Here is a 17758-nt window from a genome sequence, read left to right on the forward strand (position 1 = left end):
GACGCTAAGCCGTTATCAGGGCTTCGGCGCGAACTGCAGCCGGGTCCACACCCCGTAGTGATCCGACGCCCAACGGCCGCCGTCATCGGGTTGGTCGAACAGGATCTTCGCTTCGCGCGCGACCATCTCGTCCTGCTGGAAGAAGATGTGGTCGATCCGCGACGGCGCCTGGTAGTAATGGCGGTTGAGCGTGCTCACACCCGCCAGGTCGGTGTTGACGTGCACGCTGCCGTAGCTGTCGCCGTAGTGGCTGCGCAGTTCGCTCAGATCGCCGGCATCGACCAGGGCGTTGAAGTCGCCGGCAATCACCACCGGTGCCCCCGCAGAACTGCCGGCGATGAAACGCAGCAGATCCTCGACCTGGCTGCGGCGGATGCGCTGGCCGGCGTCGTCACTGCGCTCGTTGAGATGGGTGGCATAGACATTGACCGGCCTGCCCTCCACGTCGATGCGCAGATGGGCCACGGTGCGGTAGTCATCCAGCGGCAGCAGCAGGTGCTCGCCATGCGCCACGATCGGGCGCCGGGTCAGCAGCGCATTGCCATAACGCTTGGGTGCACCCACCGGATCGGTGGACACGAATACGTAGCGGTAACCGAGCTGGCTGGCCAGCCACTGCGCCTGGTTGCGCACGTTGCGCTTCTGGATCACCTCCTGCAGCGCGATGGCATCGGGCTGCAGGCGCTTGAGCTCGGCCACGATCGTCCGGCGGCGGCTGGGCCAGTCCTCGCGGTCGTGGTGCAGGTTGAATGTCACCATGCTCATGCCGGGCTCGCCGACCGCAGTGGCCACATCGGCGGCGCTGGCCGACTCAGCGGCTGCCGCCAATCCCGGCAGGGCCAGCGCGATCGCCAGCCCCAGCGCGCAGAAACCGCGACCGATTCCGAGCGGACCTCGCATGCTTACTTTTCCTTGCGTTCGGCGCGGCGCACCGCGCTGGGCACATCGATCTCGACGCGTGCCGGCAACTGGTGCACATGCAGCTCGTTGTTGACCCATTCTGCCGCCTCGCCGTTGACCGTCGCCTGGCCCGGCTCGCCTGCATACGGCCATGGCAGCACCACGCCACCGGCCGGCGGCACCAGCCCGGGCTGCACGTCCAGCACCAGCTGCTTGTCGCTGCGCTGCAGGCGATAGTTGAGCTGCCCCTGCGGCGTGCGCAGGCCCTGCACGGCAATGCCCTCGCCCTGCAGCCACGACACCGGGATACCAGCGGCCAGCACCAGTGCCTCATCTGCATCGCGGTTGTAGGCGAACATGTCCAGCGCCGAGCGAACGAAGTCCGAGGCCACCCAGGCGTGCGGCAGGTCACCCACGAAGAACGGCTTGCGCGGCGTACGCGAGACCACCTCGGCCCACTGGTTCCAGGCCTGCGGGGCACGATCCTTGAAGAAGAACTCGGTGGCCTGCCGGGTACGATCGCGCCACCCCAGGCGCACGAACGCGGCGACGTTGCGCCATTCGTACGGCGTGTAGTCCTTCCATTCGCGCTTGCCATCGCGGCGCGCGACGAATTCATTCCAGTAGCGCTGGAAGGTCGCGTCCAGCGCCTCCTGCGGCAACCGCCCCTGCTCGCCACCCGGTGCCAACGCGATCGTGGTGGAGGTAGCGTCGAAATCACCCAGCTCGGCCGAGCCCGGCAGGTAGTCGATGCGATGCTGCTGCATGGCCGCCAACAACGAGGCCTGCAGGTCATCACGGAACTGGTCGCGCGATTCGCTGATCTGCATCGCCTCGACCTTGCCCAGCTGCGCCGCCAGCTGCGCAGCGTCCTTGTAACCACGCAACGCCCAGAAGTTGTCCCAGTACGAATGCATCGGCTTGGCCGAATAGCCCTCGTGGCTGATCGAGGCCGGCATCATCCCGTAGAAGGCAGGATTGCGCGCGCGGTTCTCCTCGGTGCGCTCGCTGCCCCGCAGTTGTTCCATGTAGCTGTAGGCGCCCAGCACGTGCGGCCACATCTGCTCGAGGAAGGCGGTGTCGCCGGTGTAACGGCCATATTCGGCGATGTTGTAGATCAGTTCGCCGTGGCTGTCGTTCTCCGGCACCGGGTCGCTGCCACGCGCATCGACACAGCACGGCACCTTGCCGTTTTCAAACTGATAGGGCGCATACCAGGTCACGTAGTCACGCACGGCATCGCTGCGACCCATCCGCAGCAGGCCTTCGGAGATCATCGCGCCATCGCGGATCCAGCTGCGCGCATAGGAGCGCGTACCCGGCTGCAGGCGCGGGCCGACCCGCGAGATCAGCATGTGCGCCACCGCGGTGCGCAGGGTTTCCACCAGCGGTTGGCCGGCGGCGGGCACCTGCAGGGTCACCACGCCCAGCTTGTCGCGCCACATCGTCGCGACCTGCTGCTGTGCCTTGGCCACGTCCAGCGCCTGCGGCGCCCAGCTGCCGGTCTGCGGCAGCACGATCGCCACCTCGCGGCTCTGCCCGGGTTCGAGCTTGATCGTGTACAGCAGTGCGCCGGACGCCATGCCGGTCGGGTCCTTCACCGCAGTAGTGCCGGGCAGCTTGCCGCTGGCCAGGTGCATCGCATCCAGCTTGCCATCGAAGCTGCTGGCAAAGCGCGCATCCGGTACCTGCAGGGGATACAGCCGCGGTTCGCCATTGATGCGCACCAGCTGCTCGCCCACGTCCAGGCTGTCGATGCGGCTGAAGCCGCCTACCGTGTTGAGGAACTGGGTAGGCGGATTGACCTGCCACGGGCGGATCGCCAGCGCCAGGGTGTATTCGTGCGCGACCTTGTCCGGATTGCTCAACCGGTAGCGCCCGATCAGCTGCGCGCGTTCGGGCGTGCCCTGCACGAAGCTGGTCACTGAAAGGCCTGCTTTTTCGTGCACCCAGTCGACCGTGGCGATCGGCAGGTAGCGATCCTGCAGCGACTGGGTGATGGCAACGTCGGCCCAATCCAGCAGCTTGCCGTCGAGGCGGATGAATGGCTCGATGCTGAAGCTGCCCTTGGCCGGCTCCAGTGCGCCGTCCTCGCTGATCAATGCCTGTTCCTGGCCACCGTCCAGGCCAAGAAGGGTCCAGTACGGCTGCTCGCCAACGTAAGCGCGCGGCAATGCGCCACGCGGCAGGTCGGCCGCCACGGAGGACAGGAAGGCATTGGGGGTCGCGGCGAATGCCAGCGGCTTCAGGGTGATGTCACGGATGCCGTAGCGCCAGTTCGGCCCGCCCTGCAGGTCGAAACGCACGTAGCGCGCATCGGTGTCGGGCAGTGCCAGCCAGTCGCGGCCTCCGGCACCGGCGGTCACTTCGCGCACGGTACGCCAGTCACGGCCATCCTCGGAGGTGCGAACGGTATAACGGTTCGCTTCCAGGCTGGGCAGCCAGTCGATCACCGCACCGCCGATCTCGCGGCTCTTGTGCAGGTCCAGGCTGATGGTCTGCTGCTTGACCCCACCGCTGATCCAGAAGGTATCGGACTTGCCGTCGATCATCCGGTCCTGCAGCGCGGTTGCGGTATCGGCGATCACCGAGGGCCGCAGCGCGGAATCATCCTGCGCGGGCAGGCCCTGCAGGGTCAGCTTGTCGAAGCACACGGTACCGCGGCCGCCGACCTTGCTGTAGATCGTGAATTCCATCGACGCGCTGCGCGCCATGTCCTTCTCTGGCGATGGCCCCCAGGCCTTGTCGATCTGACGGCGGCGATACTCCACCGGTGTCCACGCCTTGGGGAAGGCGTAGCCGGGACGGTTGACCCACCACACGTTGTCGCCGCTGGCGTCGATCAGCTTGAACTGCAGGTCATTTGACGGCGAATCACCGCGCAGCTGGAAGCCGAAACGATAGTTGGCCGGGTACTCGATGTTCAGTGGACGACGGATGCCGACGTAACCGGAGACCTCATGGAAGTCGTAATCCAGGCACAGCGCGCGGCCACCGCCGGCACCACTGACCGGCCGCAGCGAGCCGCTGACCTGGTCCGACAACACCAGCTTCCAGGCGCTGATGTCGTCGAAATCATCCAGCACCTTCGGCGCGGGGAGCGCCGGTGGTGCGGCGATCGCCAGGGAAGACCACAACAGGCCCAGTCCAACGGCGATCGCACGCTTCATCCCTTCACGCTCCCCAGCAACAATCCTTGGATGTAGTACCGCTGCAGCACCAGGAACAGCGCCAGCACCGGAACCACGGTGACCACTGCGCCGGCCATCATCATTTCCACGTCCATGATGTGTTCGCGCGAGAGGGTGGCCAACGCCACCGGCAAAGTGTAGTGCTCCTGGTCGGTCAACACGATCAGCGGCCACATGAAATCGTTCCAGGCGCCCATGAAGGTGAAGATCGCCAGCGTCACCAGCACCGGCTTGAGCATCGGCAGCACGATCTGGAAGAAGATGCGCAGCTCCCCTGCCCCGTCGATGCGCGCCGCTTCCAGCAGCTCATCGGGAATGGAGCGGGCGTACTGGCGCACCAGGAAGATGCCGAACACGCTGGCCAGCGCCGGCACGATCACGCCGCCGAAACTGTTGACCAGGCCCAGCTGCTTCATCAGCAGGAACAGCGGCAGCATCGCCACCTGTGCCGGGATCACCAGCGCCGCCATCAGCACCTGGAACAGGCGCTCACGACCGACGAAGTTGAGCTTGGCGAAGGCGTAGCCGGCCATCGTGTTGAGCAGCAGCGAACCGAGGGTGATCGCCAGCGACACCAACAGGCTGTTGGCGAAGTTGCCGCCCATGCCGGTACGCGCGAACAGCTCCGTGTAGTTGTGCGTGGTGATGCTGGACGGCAGCAGCGGCGGCGGGAAGTGGGTGGCCTCACCCTGCGGCATGAACGAGACCGACAGCATCCACAGCAACGGTGCCAGGCTGACCAGGGCCAGCACCAGCAGCGCGCCGTTGATCATCCACGGGTGCCAGCGTGACTGGCCGATTTCACGACTCATACCAACTGCCTCTTGCGGCCAAAGCGCAGCATCACGGTGGTCACCGCCAGGATGATCAGGAACAGCAGGAACGCCACAGCCGAGGCGCGTCCCAGGTTCCACCACTTGAAGCCTTCCTCGAACATGAAATACAGCACACTGACGGTGCTCTGCAGTGGGTCGCCGCGGGTCATCACGTACGGTTCGGCGAACAGCTGGAAGTAGCCGGAGACAGTGATCACCCCGACCACCAGCAGCACCGGTCCGAGCATCGGCAGGGTGATGTGCAGGAACTGTTTCCAGCGTGAGGCACCATCAATGCGCGCGGCTTCGTACAGGTCATGCGGGATCGCCTGCAGGCCGGCCAGGAAGATCACCATGTTGTAGCCGAAGTTCTTCCACACCGCGAACAGCATGATGGTCGGCATCGCCCAGTTGGGGTCGCCCAGCCAGTCGATCGGGCTGATGCCCAGGTGGCCCAGGCCGTAATTCACCAGGCCGTAGCTGGTGTGGAACAGGTAGCGCCAGATCACTGCCACCGCCACCAGCGTGGTCACCACCGGGGCGAACAGCGCGGTGCGGAACAGCGCCTTGAAGCGCGCAGCCGGGGCGTTGAGCAGCATCGCCGCGCCCAGCGACACGCCGATCGACAATGGCACGCCGATCACCACGAAGTAGGTGGTGTTCCACAGCGACTTCCAGAACATCGGGGTCTGCAGCAGGTCGATGTAGTTGCCGAGACCCACGAAGCGCAGGTTGCTGCTGTCGGCCAGCGCATACAGATCGAAGTCGGTCACGCTCAGCGCCAGCGCAGAGGCCACCGGCAGGCCGAAGAACACACCGAGCACGATCAGCGAGGGGCCGGCGAAGATCCAGCCGGCAAGGGAAGAACGTTTCATTGCGGGCTCCCGGCCGCGACTGCACTGGTCGAACCCGAGGCGGGTGCGCTGCGCTGCAGGCGTTGTTGTTCATGCATCCAGCGCCGCTTGGCCAGCACCTTGTCCACGCGCTGGTCCAGCTCGGCCACGGCCTTGTCCTGCGGCAGGCCACCGCGCACCACCTGTTCGGTGACGATGCGCATTTCCTGCACGATGCGCTCCCATTCGAGCACCTTCGGGGTGGGCTTGACCCGCTCCAGCTGGTCACGGAACGCGGCAGCAAGCGGATCGTTGGCCAGCGACGGCGCGTTCCAGGTGCTGCGGCGCGGCGGCAGGTCGCCGATGATCGAGTGGAAGCGCGCCTGGATTGCCGGCCGCGACAGGAACTCGATCAGCTTCCAGGACGCTTCCTTCTGCTGCGACTTGCGGAAGATCACCAGGCTGGTACCACCGGCGATGCCCGCGCCCGGACCGTCCGGACCCGGCAGCGCGGCCGTGCCCCACTTCCCTTCCAGTTCCTTCGGCTGCAGCTTCTTGAACTCGCGGATGTTCCAGGGGCCGGAAATGTAGAACACGTTGAAGCCGCGGAAGAATTCATCCCAGACGTTGGAGATCTGCGTCTCGGACATCTTCGGCGCCCAGCCCTGCTCGAACATGTTGGCGTAGAACCCCAGCGTGCGGCGGAAGCCGGGGCTGGAGAAATTGCCACGGGTGTCGTCGTCGCGCAGCAGCGGATCGGGCTGCTGCAGGGCCAGCGACAGCTGCTGCTCGAACTCGTTGATCGGCATCAGCACCGCATAGCGGTTCGGGCCCTGCATGCGCTTGATCGCGGCCATCTGCTCGTCCCATTCGGCCCAGGTGCGCGGCGGATGGTCGAAGCCGGCCTTGGCCAGCAGGTCCTTGCGGTAATAGATCAGGCGGGTATCGACGTACCACGGCACACCGACCAGCTCGTCGTGGATCACGTTGGTATCCCAGATGCCCTGGAAGTAGTCCTTCGGATCCACCACGGTCGAGCGCTGCACGAACGGCTGCAGCGGCGTCAGCGCGTTGAGCTCAGCGAATTCGGGTACCCAGGTGTTGCCGAGCTGGCACACGTCGGGCAGGCCGTCGGCGGCGAACGCGGTCAGCAGCTTCTCGTGCGCGGCCGTCCACGGGATGTTCTGCACATCGACCTTGATGCCGGGGTTCTCCGCTTCGAATTCGTGGATCAGCTCGCTGACCACCTCAGCCTCGCGCCCCATCGCCCAGAAGCGCACGGTGGTGGTGCCCTGCTCGGGGCGGGCGCAGCCGGCCATGACCAGCGCGGCCAGTGCAGGCAATGCCCAGCGTCGCAGGCGGTGTTTCCAGTCGTGCACCTTGTTACTTCCCCTGGCCGGTGTTGCGGTTGGCATTGTTTTTCTGTTCCTGCGCGGCGGCCGCACGTGATTCAGCGATACCGACCGCACGTGCTGCTGCGGCCTTTTCATCCTTCTGCAGCTCTAGCGGCTGGAAGGAACCTTCCGGTGCCAGCCAGCCACCGCTGAAGCCCGCCCGTTCCAGACCCTTGCGGATGTACGGGTTCTTCTTCATCACATCCCAGACGAAGTCGTTGCGGTAGTTGGCGATCATGGTCAGGATCGGGCCCTGGTCGATGGCGATGTAGTCGCTGGCGACCCAGCCGCGGTCAGGCACCACGCGCCCGGTCTTGATCGGGATGTCGTAGTTGAAACTGGGATTGAACGAATCCAGGAAGCCATAGCTGGAGTAGATGTAGTCGCCGTAGCGCTTGTGCATCTCCAACGTGGCCGGGATCACTTCCTCGGGCGCGAACACGACCGAGGAGATCGCTGCGGTTGGCGCGATCGTGCCGTCATCGAAATTCTCGCGCAGGCCTGCGCCGCGCGACGAGTAATGGCGGAACTGGCGCTGCTCACCCCGGTATTCCTGGGTGGTGTTCTGCGGACCATCGCTGGCGGTCAGGCCCCAGACGTTCTCGCCATATTCCTTCCAGTTCATCGGATTGGCGATGGCGTACTCACGCTGGGCCAGCGCCGCCGAACGGCTGTTGAGGAAGTAGGTGCTGCCACGCTCGCGCATGTACGCATCCTGGATATCGCGGAAATCGATCCAGACGTGGCTGTACTGGTGGCCGAACAGCGGGCCGAAGGACAGGTATTCCTGGCCCTGGTAGACGCCCCAGTCGTTGTCGTAGGTGCGCGTCCACACCGTCCACGCATCCGGGCTGACCGGATGGCTGGGCGAACCCAAGGCGAGGATGTAGACCATCATCGCCTCGTTGTAGCCCATCCAGTCATGGTCGATGAAGCCGTTCTCGGGGAACCAACCCATCGAGATCAGCGGCGCACGCTGCTGCAGCCACGGCCAGTCGACCTGCTTGTACAGGGTGTCGGCGATCTGCCGGATTTCCTTCTCGCGCGGATCCTCGCCGTCGTAGTACGACTGGGCGAACAGCACGCCCATCATCAGCAGCGCGGTATCCACCGAGGACAGTTCCACCCAGCTGTCGTAGCGGCGCCCTTCCTGCATGTCCAGGAAGTGGTAATAGAAGCCCTTGTAGCCGGCCTTGCCGGTGCGCTGCGGGCCCATCGGCACGTCGCGGAAGAACTTCAGGGTGGTCAGGGTACGGTCGATCGCCTGGTTGCGGCTGACCCAGCCGTTCTCGATGCCGATCGGATAAGCGGTCAGGGCGAAGCCGACCGAGGCGATGCTGGCGAACGGCCGCGACGGATAGCGGTCCGGGGTGAGGCCGTTGATCTCGTTGGTGGTATCCCAGAAGAACTGGAAGGTGCGGCGCTCGATGTCATCGAACAGCGGCGGCAGCTCGGGCTTCATCGGCCGCGGCGGTGCGTCGGCCTCGATCAGGATCACCGGCGGGCGCGGCTTGCCAGGCTCCTGCTGGGCCGGTTTGCAGGCGGCGATGGCCAGGGTCATCGCAGCGGCGGTCATCAGGTGGCGTGCCTGCATGGCGCGGTTCCTCCGGTGGGCTGATCGATGAAAGAGCATAACGTCCAATGACCTGAAATCGTTTACAAAGTGCGGTCTTAAAAAACCACGAAAACGTGGTTGATGACACCGCGGTCATTGCCCACGCCATTGCCCCCTGCCCGGCAATGGCGTGGGCAATGGACCGGCCCGGAGGCCGGCCATTGCCGTTGAAACCGGAGCCATCGGCGAACCGATGGCTCCGTACTGCATCAACTTCCCGCGATCAGAAGCGGAAGCCCACTTCGGCCTTGACCTGACGCGGAGTACCGATGATGTCGCCGGTCTCGTTGTAGCTGGCCTGCAGCTTGCCGTTGGTCTTGACGTAGTTGTAGGTGGAGAAGTTGTCGAAGTTGAACACGTTGATGATGTCGATACGCGCGTACAGCTCGGTATCGCCCGCCAGCTTGAACGTCTTCGTCGCCTGCAGGTCGACCGAACGGTAGCCGAAGATCTTGCCACCCACCAAGAACTTGCCATTGGCGTTGGGCACAGCCGCCTGCGGCGTCGGCAGGTTGTAGCCACTGGCCTGCGGCACCGGGTACCAGTCATTGACGGCGGTCGGGGTAGCCAGGGTGATCTTGCCACCGAAGGTGATGCCCCAGAAGCCCGCGTACGAACCGGTGACCACCAGGCGGTGGCGCGGCGCGCCGTTGGAACGGATGGTCGGGTAATCCTCGATCAGGCCGCGGTCGAAGGCGTACTTCTCGTTGATGTCGCGGTTGTGGCGCGCGGTCGTCCAGGTGTAGGCGATCGAGGTACCCCAGCCGCTTTCCTGGGTGAACGGCTTCTGCGCCGACAGCAGGATCTGGGTCGCACGGGTCTTGATGCCCTGCTGGCCGATGATCAGGCTGCCGAAGCCCGGCACGTTGCAGCTCCAGGCCTGGCTCAGGCCCGGCTCGGTGCCACCGCACAGGCGCGGGTCATCGAAGAACTGGCCGGTCGGGTAGCGGTTGCCCAGGGTGAAGGCGAAGCCGTCGTAGCTCAGGGTACGGGCGATGGTGGCGTCGGTCAGCCAGTCACCGATCTGGTTGCTCATGCCCAGGCTGAACTGATCGGAGTACGGAGCCTTCAGCTTGTTGTTCAGCAGATCCACTTCCAGGCCGGCATTGCTGGTCGCACCGACCAGGCTCTGCAGGTTGCCGATGCCGTTGAGCAGGTTCGGGTTCCAGTCATAGCAGGCGGCCTGGCCGTTGATGCAGGTGCCGGTGGCCGGGTTGCGGAAGTAGATGGTCGGCTGCGGCAGGGCCAGCTTGGTGGTTTCCAGCTGCAGGTTGTCGAACAGGTCGCGGTCGTACGAACGGCCGGCACCACCGTGGATCACGTGCTGCTCGTCGGCGTTGATGTCATACGAGAAGCCCAGGCGCGGCTGCCAGGCATCCTTGAATGCCTTGCGGTTGTGGCCGTTGCTGATGTAGTCGCTGATGTCCAGGCCGCCCAGCGCCAGCGAATCGGCGTAGGTCTGGCCGGCGGCAGCACGCGGATCCTGCGAATAGATCGCGTCGACCACGGCCTGCGGGGTGACGAAGTCCAGGTAGGACGGGGTCTTTTCGTAGTCCCAGCGCAGGCCGAGGTTGATCTGCAGGTGGTCGTTGACCTGCCAGTCGTCCTGGATGAACACACCGTACTGCTTGGACTTCGAACGCACTTCACCGGACACGCCGTCCACGCCGGTCACCGGCTTGACGAACTGCGCCTTGTACGGAATGGAATCGGGGAAGTCCGGATCGCCCAGGCTGTAGGTGAAGGTCGGGTTGATCTGCGCCGCATCGGAGGCGTACAGGTCGATCGCCTTGTACTTCACGCCCATCTTGATGGTGTGGTCGCCGGCCCACTGGATGCCGTCCAGGGTCAGGTTGTCTTCGATCGACCAGCCCTTCTGGCCCTTCACCTGCGAATCCAGTGCCGATGCGCCACCGATCTTCACCACGGTGCGGTCTTCGGTGCCGTCCGGTGCGGTGTAGGTGATGCCGTTGGCCAGAGTCAGCGGGGTCGGGTTGTTGAACGAATCTTCATGGGTGACCATCATTTCGTTGTAGTAACGCTCGCCGCTGTGGTTCCAGCGCAGGGCGTAACGACGGTCGGTGTTGACCACTTCACGACCGGCTTCCGGCGAGGTCTGGCCACTGAACTGCGACTGGGTTTCGTCGCGGTCCTGGAAGGTCAGCTCGATGCGATCGTTGTCGGTCGGCTCGAAGTCGATCTTGCCGAAGATCAGATCCTGCTGGAACGGCTGGCTGGCCGGGCCGAGGCCGGCGGCGCCTACGGGCGGCAGCAGGCCGGCAGCACCGGTGACCGCGCCGTCCGGCGCGATGGTGACCGGCAGGTCGAAGCGCTTGGCTTCATAGGTCACGAAGAAGTGCGCCTTGTCCTGGATGATCGGGCCACCCAGCGCGAAGCCGTATTCCTTCTCGGCCGAGACCATCTTGTCCTTGCCGCCCTGGCGCTCGGCCGGGGTCTTGGCGCGCATGTCTTCGTCGGTGTAGCGGTAGAACGCCTCACCCTTGAATTCATTGGTACCGGACTTGGTGGCAGCGGTCACTGCGGCGCTCGACACCTGGCCGTACTCAGCCTTGTAGTTGCCGCTGATGACCTTGTACTCGCCGATGGCCAGCTGCGGGAACGGGTTGCCGGCGCTGCCGGACTGGCCGGCCACGCCGCCGCCCTTGACGTAGCTCTTCTGGCCCACGCCATCGATGTAGACGTTGGTACCGTCGGCATTGGTGGCACCGCCGCGCAGCGAGGTGTTGCCCTTGGCATCACGGGTGAAGATCAGGCCCGGCACCGCGTCGGCGAACTCCAGGAAGTTGCGCGACACCTGCGGGGTGGTCTGGATCTGCTGCAGGCTGACGGTCTTGCCGACTTCGGAGGTGCGCACTTCCTGCAGCAGGGTCGGCGCGACGACGTTGACGGTGTCCAGGTTGGTGGCGGCGGTCGTACCAGTGCCACCGGCGGCAGCGCCAGCGAAGTTGAGCGTCGAGGTCGAGGCGACGGTGACGGTGACCTTCTGGGTCTGGCCGTTGGCAACGACGTTGTAGGTGCCCGGGTCCAGGCCCATCAGCGAATAGCTGCCGTCGGCGCGCACGGTGCCGCGACGCACGGTACCGGTGGCGACGTTGGTGGCGGTGACTTCGGCACCGGCCTGCGCGCCGGAGACCTGGCCTCGCAGGCTGGCGTTGGCCGACTGCGCCATGACGTTCGGGGCGGCGGCCAGCATCAGGCAGCTGACCAGTGCGGTGCTCAGCAGCCGGCGCGCCGGCGTGCGGATAGTGGAATGCATCATCAACTCAATCTCCGGGTGGCGGTGACCGCTTGCGCGGCACCTGCGATCAATCAAAAAAGAAGGAACGCCTCTGGCTTCAATGGCCGGATGGCGGAGTGGTGGAATCGCGAACAATCAGGCGCGGGACCAGGGTCTGCTTGTCCCCTGTCCCATCCGTGGAGGTGCCGTCCATCAACTGCAACAAGCGCGACATCGCCCGATCGCCCAGTTCAGCGATGCTGACCTGCATGGTGGTCAGCGATGGGTGAACGAAACGCGCAAGCGGAATGTCATCGAAACCGGCCAGGGCGACGTCGGATGGCACATGGACACCTGCCTGCGCGAAGGCATACAGGCAACCCAGGGCCATCATGTCGTTGGCGGCGAATACGGCATCGGGCAGCGTGCCGGCTGCCAGCAACTCCTGACCGGCGCGATGGCCGGAAGCTTCGTCGAAATCACCGGGCAGCTCGATGCCTTCAGCGCCGCTGCCAAACGCCGCCAGCGCGTCACGGAAGCCGCGCAGGCGCTCGCGCGCGTCGAAGTTGAGGTCCGGGCCAGAAATGAATGCAATGCGCCGATGGCCAGCATCGAGCAGGTGGCGGGTCATCGCCATCGCCCCTGCATGGTCATCGATGCTCAACACCGGATGGTCCTGCCCAGGCAGGTAGGTGTTGATGAGTACCGTCGGCAATGCCTGCGGCAGGTTGTCGGTCAGGAACCCGGGGCTCTCGGCATAGGGCGAGAGCACCAGCAGACCGTCGACCCGGCCGCGCATGGCACGCAGGGCTGCGCCCTGCTGCTCCTGGTCGCCGTGATAGCTCGACACCAGCAGGTGCTGGCGCCGGCTGCGGGCGACGTTGTCGATGCCACGCATCAGTTCGGAGAAGAATTCGCCGTACAGGTCCGGAAGCACCACGCCCACCGTATTGGTGCGGCGGCTGCTCAGGCTGCGGGCGGCGGCGTGCGGGGTGTAACGCAGCCGTGCGGCCACCTCCAGCACAAGCTGGCGGACCGGTTCGGCGACATTTTCATGCCCGTTGAGCGCGCGCGAAACGGTGGCCACAGAGACCTTGGCTTCACGGGCGACGTCTTTGATTGTTATGGCTGCTTTGTTCACGAAGCCGCCCTCCACGGCTTGGATCTACCAGCAATGGCGCGGAATGTAAGCGTTTCCATCTGCGCTTGTAAACAGTCCGTTAGGCGAATGTCCCTAAACGGACACAGAAATCTGTCCTTGGCAGGCCTCTCGATGGACCTGCCAGGACAGCTTGGACAGGGTTTCAGCCTTGCTCTGACGGATCGTGTGCGCGGATGGACAATGCGTGGATGTCGGTTTCCATCAGCGTGCCCAGCGCCGCGTAGACCGCGCGATGACGGGCCAGTGGGGCCATTCCCGCGAAGCGCTCGCTGACCACGTGCACGTTGAAATGGCCGCGACCATCGCGCGCTCCGGCGTGGCCTGCATGGCGATGGCTGTCGTCTTCGATCTCAAGCACGCTGGGGGCCAGCGCTTGTTGCAGCGCATCACGAATCTGCTCGATCCGTTTCGCGTTCACGGCAGCACCTTGCGGAACGGACGCACCTGCACCCGCACGTAGACGCCCGCCGCGACGTACGGGTCGGCATCGGCCCAGGCCTGGGCCTGCTGCAGCGAGTCGAAACCGGCAATCACCACCGAGCCACTGAACCCTGCCGGGCCCGGGTCTTCGCTGTCGATCGCCGGACACGGTCCAGCCAGAAGCAGGCGGCCTTCATCGCGCAATGCGGTCAGCCGCGCCAGATGCTCGGGCCGCGCCTGCAGCCGCTGGGCCAGTACATCCTGGCCGTCATATCCTTCAATCACATACCACACCGGCATTTCCTCGCTCGCGTTGCTGGTGACGCGATTCTAGCCAATCCAGCCCCCTGCCCGGCCCCGGCTGGACACTGGCGCAGCAAAGGCTTACCCTAGGGACCATTGCACGTGGCTGGATGCAGCAGCCCGTCGGTTTTTGCGGCCAACGCAGCCCCCGACGACCGACCCGCTGCTTCGAACCGGTCCACCCGACCGGGCCCCGTAGACGACCTCCCGTAGTCCTGTCGCTGCCGTGTCCTGCGGAGCGTCCTGTTGTTTGATGTGTGGAACCGCGCCGAGACAGGCGCGCCTGGTGTCTTGGCGGTCCGTGGCAGTTGCCCGGTGTGCCAGGTGCCGCGACTGGTCCGTTGCAATCCTGATCTCCATTAGATGACTTCCGAACTCGCGCTCGACGCGAACACGCCAACCCGGCCGCCCGCCCCCCAGCAGCAGGAAATGCCGCTGGCTGTGGTGCATGGGCAACCGGTCCTGCAGATTCCGCAGGACCTGTACATCCCGCCGGATGCGCTGGAAGTCATCCTTGACGCCTTTGAAGGGCCGCTGGACCTGCTGCTGTACCTGATCCGCCGGCAGAACCTGGACGTGCTGGACATTCCCGTGGCCGAGATCACCCGGCAGTACGTGGAATACATCACCGTGATGCGCGAGCTGCGCTTCGAGCTTGCCGCCGAGTACCTGGTGATGGCGGCGATCCTGGCGGAAGTGAAATCGCGCATGCTGCTGCCCCGCCCCCCCAGCGTGGAGGGCGAGGAAGCCGATCCGCGTGCGGAGCTGGTACGACGGCTGCAGGAGTACGAACGCTTCAAGCAGGCCGCCGAGGATATCGACGCCCTGCCCCGGCAGGACCGTGACACCACCGTGGCACATGCCTTCATGCCCGAGCGCGCCGCAGTGAAGCTGCCGCCGCCGGTGGACCTGAAGGAAATGCTGATGGCGCTGCACGACGTGCTCAAGCGCGCCGAACTGTTCACCGGCCACGCGATCAAGCGCGAGGCACTGAGTGTCCGGCAGCGCATGGGCGAAGTGTTGGGGCGGCTTGAAGACGGCAAGTTCTATCGTTTTGAAAACCTGTTCACCGCCGAAGAAGGCAAGCTGGGCGTGCTGGTCACGTTCCTGGCAGTGCTGGAACTGGCCAAGGAGCAGCTGCTGGACCTCGTGCAGGAAGAACCGCTGGCGCCGATCTACGTGAAGTCCCTGGCCGCCGGCAATACCAATGCCCCGCTGCAGTTCAGCAGCGAGTTCGACGACAACGACGCCGCCAATGAAAACGAGTGAGCGCTGACTGCCGATGGATCAAACGCTGATCAACCGCATTGTCGAAGGTGCGCTGCTGGCCTCCAGCCAGCCGCTCACCCTGGCCCAGCTGAAGGACCTGTTCCCGGAAGACGAGCCGGCACCGCCGGGCAGCATCGAACGTGCGCTGGAGCGGCTGCGCGAGAGCTGCCAGGACCGTGGCGTGGAACTGGTGGAGGTGGCTTCGGGCTTCCGCTACCAGGTGACCGCCGAGGTACATGGCTGGATCAGCCGGCTGTGGACCGAACGCAAGACCCGCTATACCCGCGCCACCCTGGAAACGCTGGCACTGATCGCCTACCGGCAGCCGATCACCCGTGGCGAGATCGAGCAGGTGCGCGGCGTGGCGGTCAGCAGTAACATCATCCAGGCACTGGAAGAGCGCGAGTGGATCCGCGTGGTCGGCCACCGCGACGTACCCGGCAAGCCCGCCCTGTTCGGCACCACCAAGGGCTTCCTGGACTACTTCGGGCTGAAACGCCTGGACGAACTACCGCCCCTTTCCGAGCTGAAGGACCTGGGCGACCTGGAGCCGCAGCTGGCGCTGGATCGCGACGCCCCGCTCGCCGCCAGCGCCGAGGGCCCGGACGTGAGCGCCGACCCGGACACCGCGGCAAATGACGACACCAGCACCACCGCTGGCGACACCCCCGATTCTGCCGACGCACTCCCTGCGGCGGCCGACGATGAGCAAGCACCTTCGCCCTCCGATGATGGGCACCCCGATTCCGCGCCGGGCGAGCGCGCGGTGACAGTGAACGAACGCGAAGACAACGCCGTCGCGAAGACGACCGTGGCTGTTGACCAAGCCGATTCCGAACCAGAGGCCGACCTCGAAACCGTCGGCCGGAGCAAAACTGATGAGTGACACCCCCCGCAAGCCCTCGTTGAACAAGCTTTCGCTCAAGCGCGAAGCCACGTCCGAACAGTTCAAGCTGGAAGAACGCCTGCACAAGGTCCTGGCCCAGGCCGGCCTCGGCTCGCGTCGTGCGCTGGAACAGCGCATTGCCGAAGGCCTGGTCAAGGTCAACGGTGAAGTCGCCCAGACCGGCATGTCGGTCAAGAGCGGCGACAAGATCGAGCTCGACGGTCGCGGCTTCGTCGCCACCGCGCTGGCCGAGCCGTCGCGCGTGCTGGTCTACAACAAGCCGGAAGGCGAAGTGACCACCCGCGAAGACCCTGAAGGTCGCCCGACCGTGTTCGAATCCCTGCCGGCGCTGAAGGGTGCCCGCTGGATCGCCGTCGGCCGCCTGGACATCAACACCACCGGCCTGCTGCTGGCGACCACCGACGGTGAGCTGGCCAACGCCATGATGCACCCCTCGTTCGAGGTTGAGCGCGAGTACGTGGTGCGCGTGCGTGCCCCGGAAGGCGAGGACAAGGTGCCCGATGCCGTCGTCGACCGCCTCACCCGTGGTGTCGCGCTGGAAGATGGCCCGGCCAAGTTCGATGAGATCGAACGCATCGGCGGCACCGATTCGCACGACTGGTTCCGCGTCGTGGTGAAGGAAGGCCGCAACCGCGAAGTGCGCCGCCTGTGGGAATCGCAGGGCTGCCAGGTCAGCCGCCTCAAGCGCACCCGCTACGGCAAGGTCAGCCTGCCGCGCGAACTGGCCCGCGGCCAGTCCGTCGAACTGCCGGGCAGCCAGGTCGAAGCGCTGCGCGCCGAATTGAAGCTGGAAGAAGGCGCGCCGTCGGCCCTGACCCTGCAGCCGGTGATCGGCCAGCGTCGCGCCGCCAAGACCACCGTGCGCGTGCGCGAAGGTGGCCGCGGCAACGCTTACGTCAATGGTCACAACACCGCCGATGAAGGTCGCGAACTGCGTCGCTTCGACAACGTGCGCGAAGACCGCGGCCGCGGTCGCGGCGGCAAGGGTGGTGGTGGTTTCAAGGGCGGCCTGACCGTCAGCGGTGAAGCTGCTGCCAAGCAGTCGCAGCGCCCGTTCAAGCAGCGCGCGCCGAAGAACGACCGCTCGCTGCCGGAAGGCAACCCGGCCGCATTCCGTACCTGGTACGTGCCGGATGGCGTGAGCACCGGCCCGAGCGGCCACCGCAATGCCGGTCCGGGCGCTCGTGGCCCGGGTGCCCGTGGTCCGGGCGCAGGTGCAGGCGGCCAGGGCCGTCCGTACGGCAAGCCGAAGGGCCCAGGCGCAGGCGCCGGTGGCGGCCAGGGTCGTGGCGGCTACGGTGGTGAAGGACGCGGTGGCTACGGTGGTGAAGGACGCGGTGGCGCCGGTGGCGCAGGCGGCCAGGGTCGTCCGGCCGGTGCGGGCAACCGCTCGCAGGGCCAGGGCAACAAGCACCCCTACGGCCATCCGGGCAATGCCCCCAGCTTCCCGTCCGACCACGCCAATCCAGGCTTCAGCCCGTACGGCAGCTCGCGTCCGGCCGGCAACGGTCGTCCGGGCGGCAATGCGAATGCACGTCCGGGCGGCAACCGTGGTCCGGGTGGTCCGGGTGGTCCGGGCGGCAATCGCGGCCCGGGTGGCCCCGGCGGCAACCGTGGTCCCGGCGGCCCGGGTGGCAACCGCGGCCCGGGTGGCCCCGGCGGCAACCGCGGTCCGGGTGGCCCGCGTCGCAGCGGCCCGCGCGGCGGCTGA

General features: G+C 65.7%; 13 protein-coding genes. 3 read left to right on the forward strand and 10 right to left on the reverse strand.

Annotated elements, in window-relative coordinates; translation table 11 throughout:
* Positions 1-15 precede the first annotated feature (15 nt).
* The 10 genes from AC1DKR_RS03710 to AC1DKR_RS03755 form a co-directional block, all read right to left on the reverse strand.
* Entirely contained in the window at positions 16-900 is an 885-nt protein-coding gene (locus tag AC1DKR_RS03710; protein WP_478031145.1) for an endonuclease/exonuclease/phosphatase family protein, read from the reverse strand.
* Positions 901-902: 2 nt separating this feature from the next.
* The gene (locus AC1DKR_RS03715) at positions 903-4070 is read right to left on the reverse strand and encodes a discoidin domain-containing protein (RefSeq protein ID WP_478031147.1); all 3168 of its coding nucleotides are present in this window, start codon (positions 4068-4070) and stop codon (positions 903-905) included.
* Positions 4067-4903 (reverse strand): carbohydrate ABC transporter permease, encoded by an 837-nt coding sequence (locus AC1DKR_RS03720; RefSeq protein ID WP_089236185.1) that lies wholly within the window; start codon positions 4901-4903, stop codon positions 4067-4069. Before AC1DKR_RS03720 ends, AC1DKR_RS03715 begins: the two co-directional genes overlap by 4 nt.
* Positions 4900-5781 carry a carbohydrate ABC transporter permease gene (locus AC1DKR_RS03725; protein WP_089236186.1) on the reverse strand — a complete coding sequence of 294 codons (882 nt, stop codon included), beginning with the start codon at positions 5779-5781 and terminating at the stop codon, positions 4900-4902. Before AC1DKR_RS03725 ends, AC1DKR_RS03720 begins: the two co-directional genes overlap by 4 nt.
* Entirely contained in the window at positions 5778-7058 is a 1281-nt protein-coding gene (locus tag AC1DKR_RS03730) for a sugar ABC transporter substrate-binding protein (protein WP_363732929.1), read from the reverse strand. Before AC1DKR_RS03730 ends, AC1DKR_RS03725 begins: the two co-directional genes overlap by 4 nt.
* Before the next feature lie 64 nt (positions 7059-7122).
* Positions 7123-8727: a glucoamylase family protein gene (locus tag AC1DKR_RS03735; RefSeq protein ID WP_478031150.1), complete on the reverse strand. Its 1605-nt coding sequence runs from the start codon at positions 8725-8727 to the stop codon at positions 7123-7125.
* Between the two features lie 244 nt (positions 8728-8971).
* Entirely contained in the window at positions 8972-12028 is a 3057-nt protein-coding gene (locus tag AC1DKR_RS03740) for a TonB-dependent receptor (protein ID WP_363732624.1), read from the reverse strand.
* 76 nt (positions 12029-12104) lie between these two features.
* Entirely contained in the window at positions 12105-13142 is a 1038-nt protein-coding gene (locus AC1DKR_RS03745; protein WP_033831551.1) for a LacI family DNA-binding transcriptional regulator, read from the reverse strand.
* A gap of 148 nt (positions 13143-13290) precedes the next feature.
* Positions 13291-13566 carry a BolA family protein gene (locus AC1DKR_RS03750; protein ID WP_312785976.1) on the reverse strand — a complete coding sequence of 92 codons (276 nt, stop codon included), beginning with the start codon at positions 13564-13566 and terminating at the stop codon, positions 13291-13293.
* Positions 13563-13862 (reverse strand): YciI family protein, encoded by a 300-nt coding sequence (locus tag AC1DKR_RS03755; RefSeq protein ID WP_025876500.1) that lies wholly within the window; start codon positions 13860-13862, stop codon positions 13563-13565. The genes AC1DKR_RS03750 and AC1DKR_RS03755 overlap by 4 nt, the downstream gene beginning before the upstream one ends.
* A 372-nt stretch (positions 13863-14234) precedes the next feature.
* Here AC1DKR_RS03755 and AC1DKR_RS03760 point away from each other — a divergent pair, with 372 nt between their 5' ends.
* Genes AC1DKR_RS03760 through AC1DKR_RS03770 form a run of 3 tightly spaced genes read left to right on the forward strand, consistent with a single transcriptional unit; the run spans position 14235 to position 17758 of the window.
* Positions 14235-15140 (forward strand): segregation and condensation protein A, encoded by a 906-nt coding sequence (locus tag AC1DKR_RS03760; RefSeq protein ID WP_140225759.1) that lies wholly within the window; start codon positions 14235-14237, stop codon positions 15138-15140.
* A gap of 13 nt (positions 15141-15153) precedes the next feature.
* On the forward strand, positions 15154-16026 hold the full coding sequence (gene scpB / locus AC1DKR_RS03765) for an SMC-Scp complex subunit ScpB (RefSeq protein ID WP_140227409.1): 873 nt from the start codon (positions 15154-15156) through the stop codon (positions 16024-16026).
* A complete protein-coding gene (locus AC1DKR_RS03770; RefSeq protein ID WP_478031154.1) occupies positions 16019-17758 on the forward strand; it encodes a pseudouridine synthase in 1740 nt (579 codons plus the stop codon). Before scpB ends, AC1DKR_RS03770 begins: the two co-directional genes overlap by 8 nt.

This window comes from Stenotrophomonas sp. 01N47 (assembly GCF_056399165.1).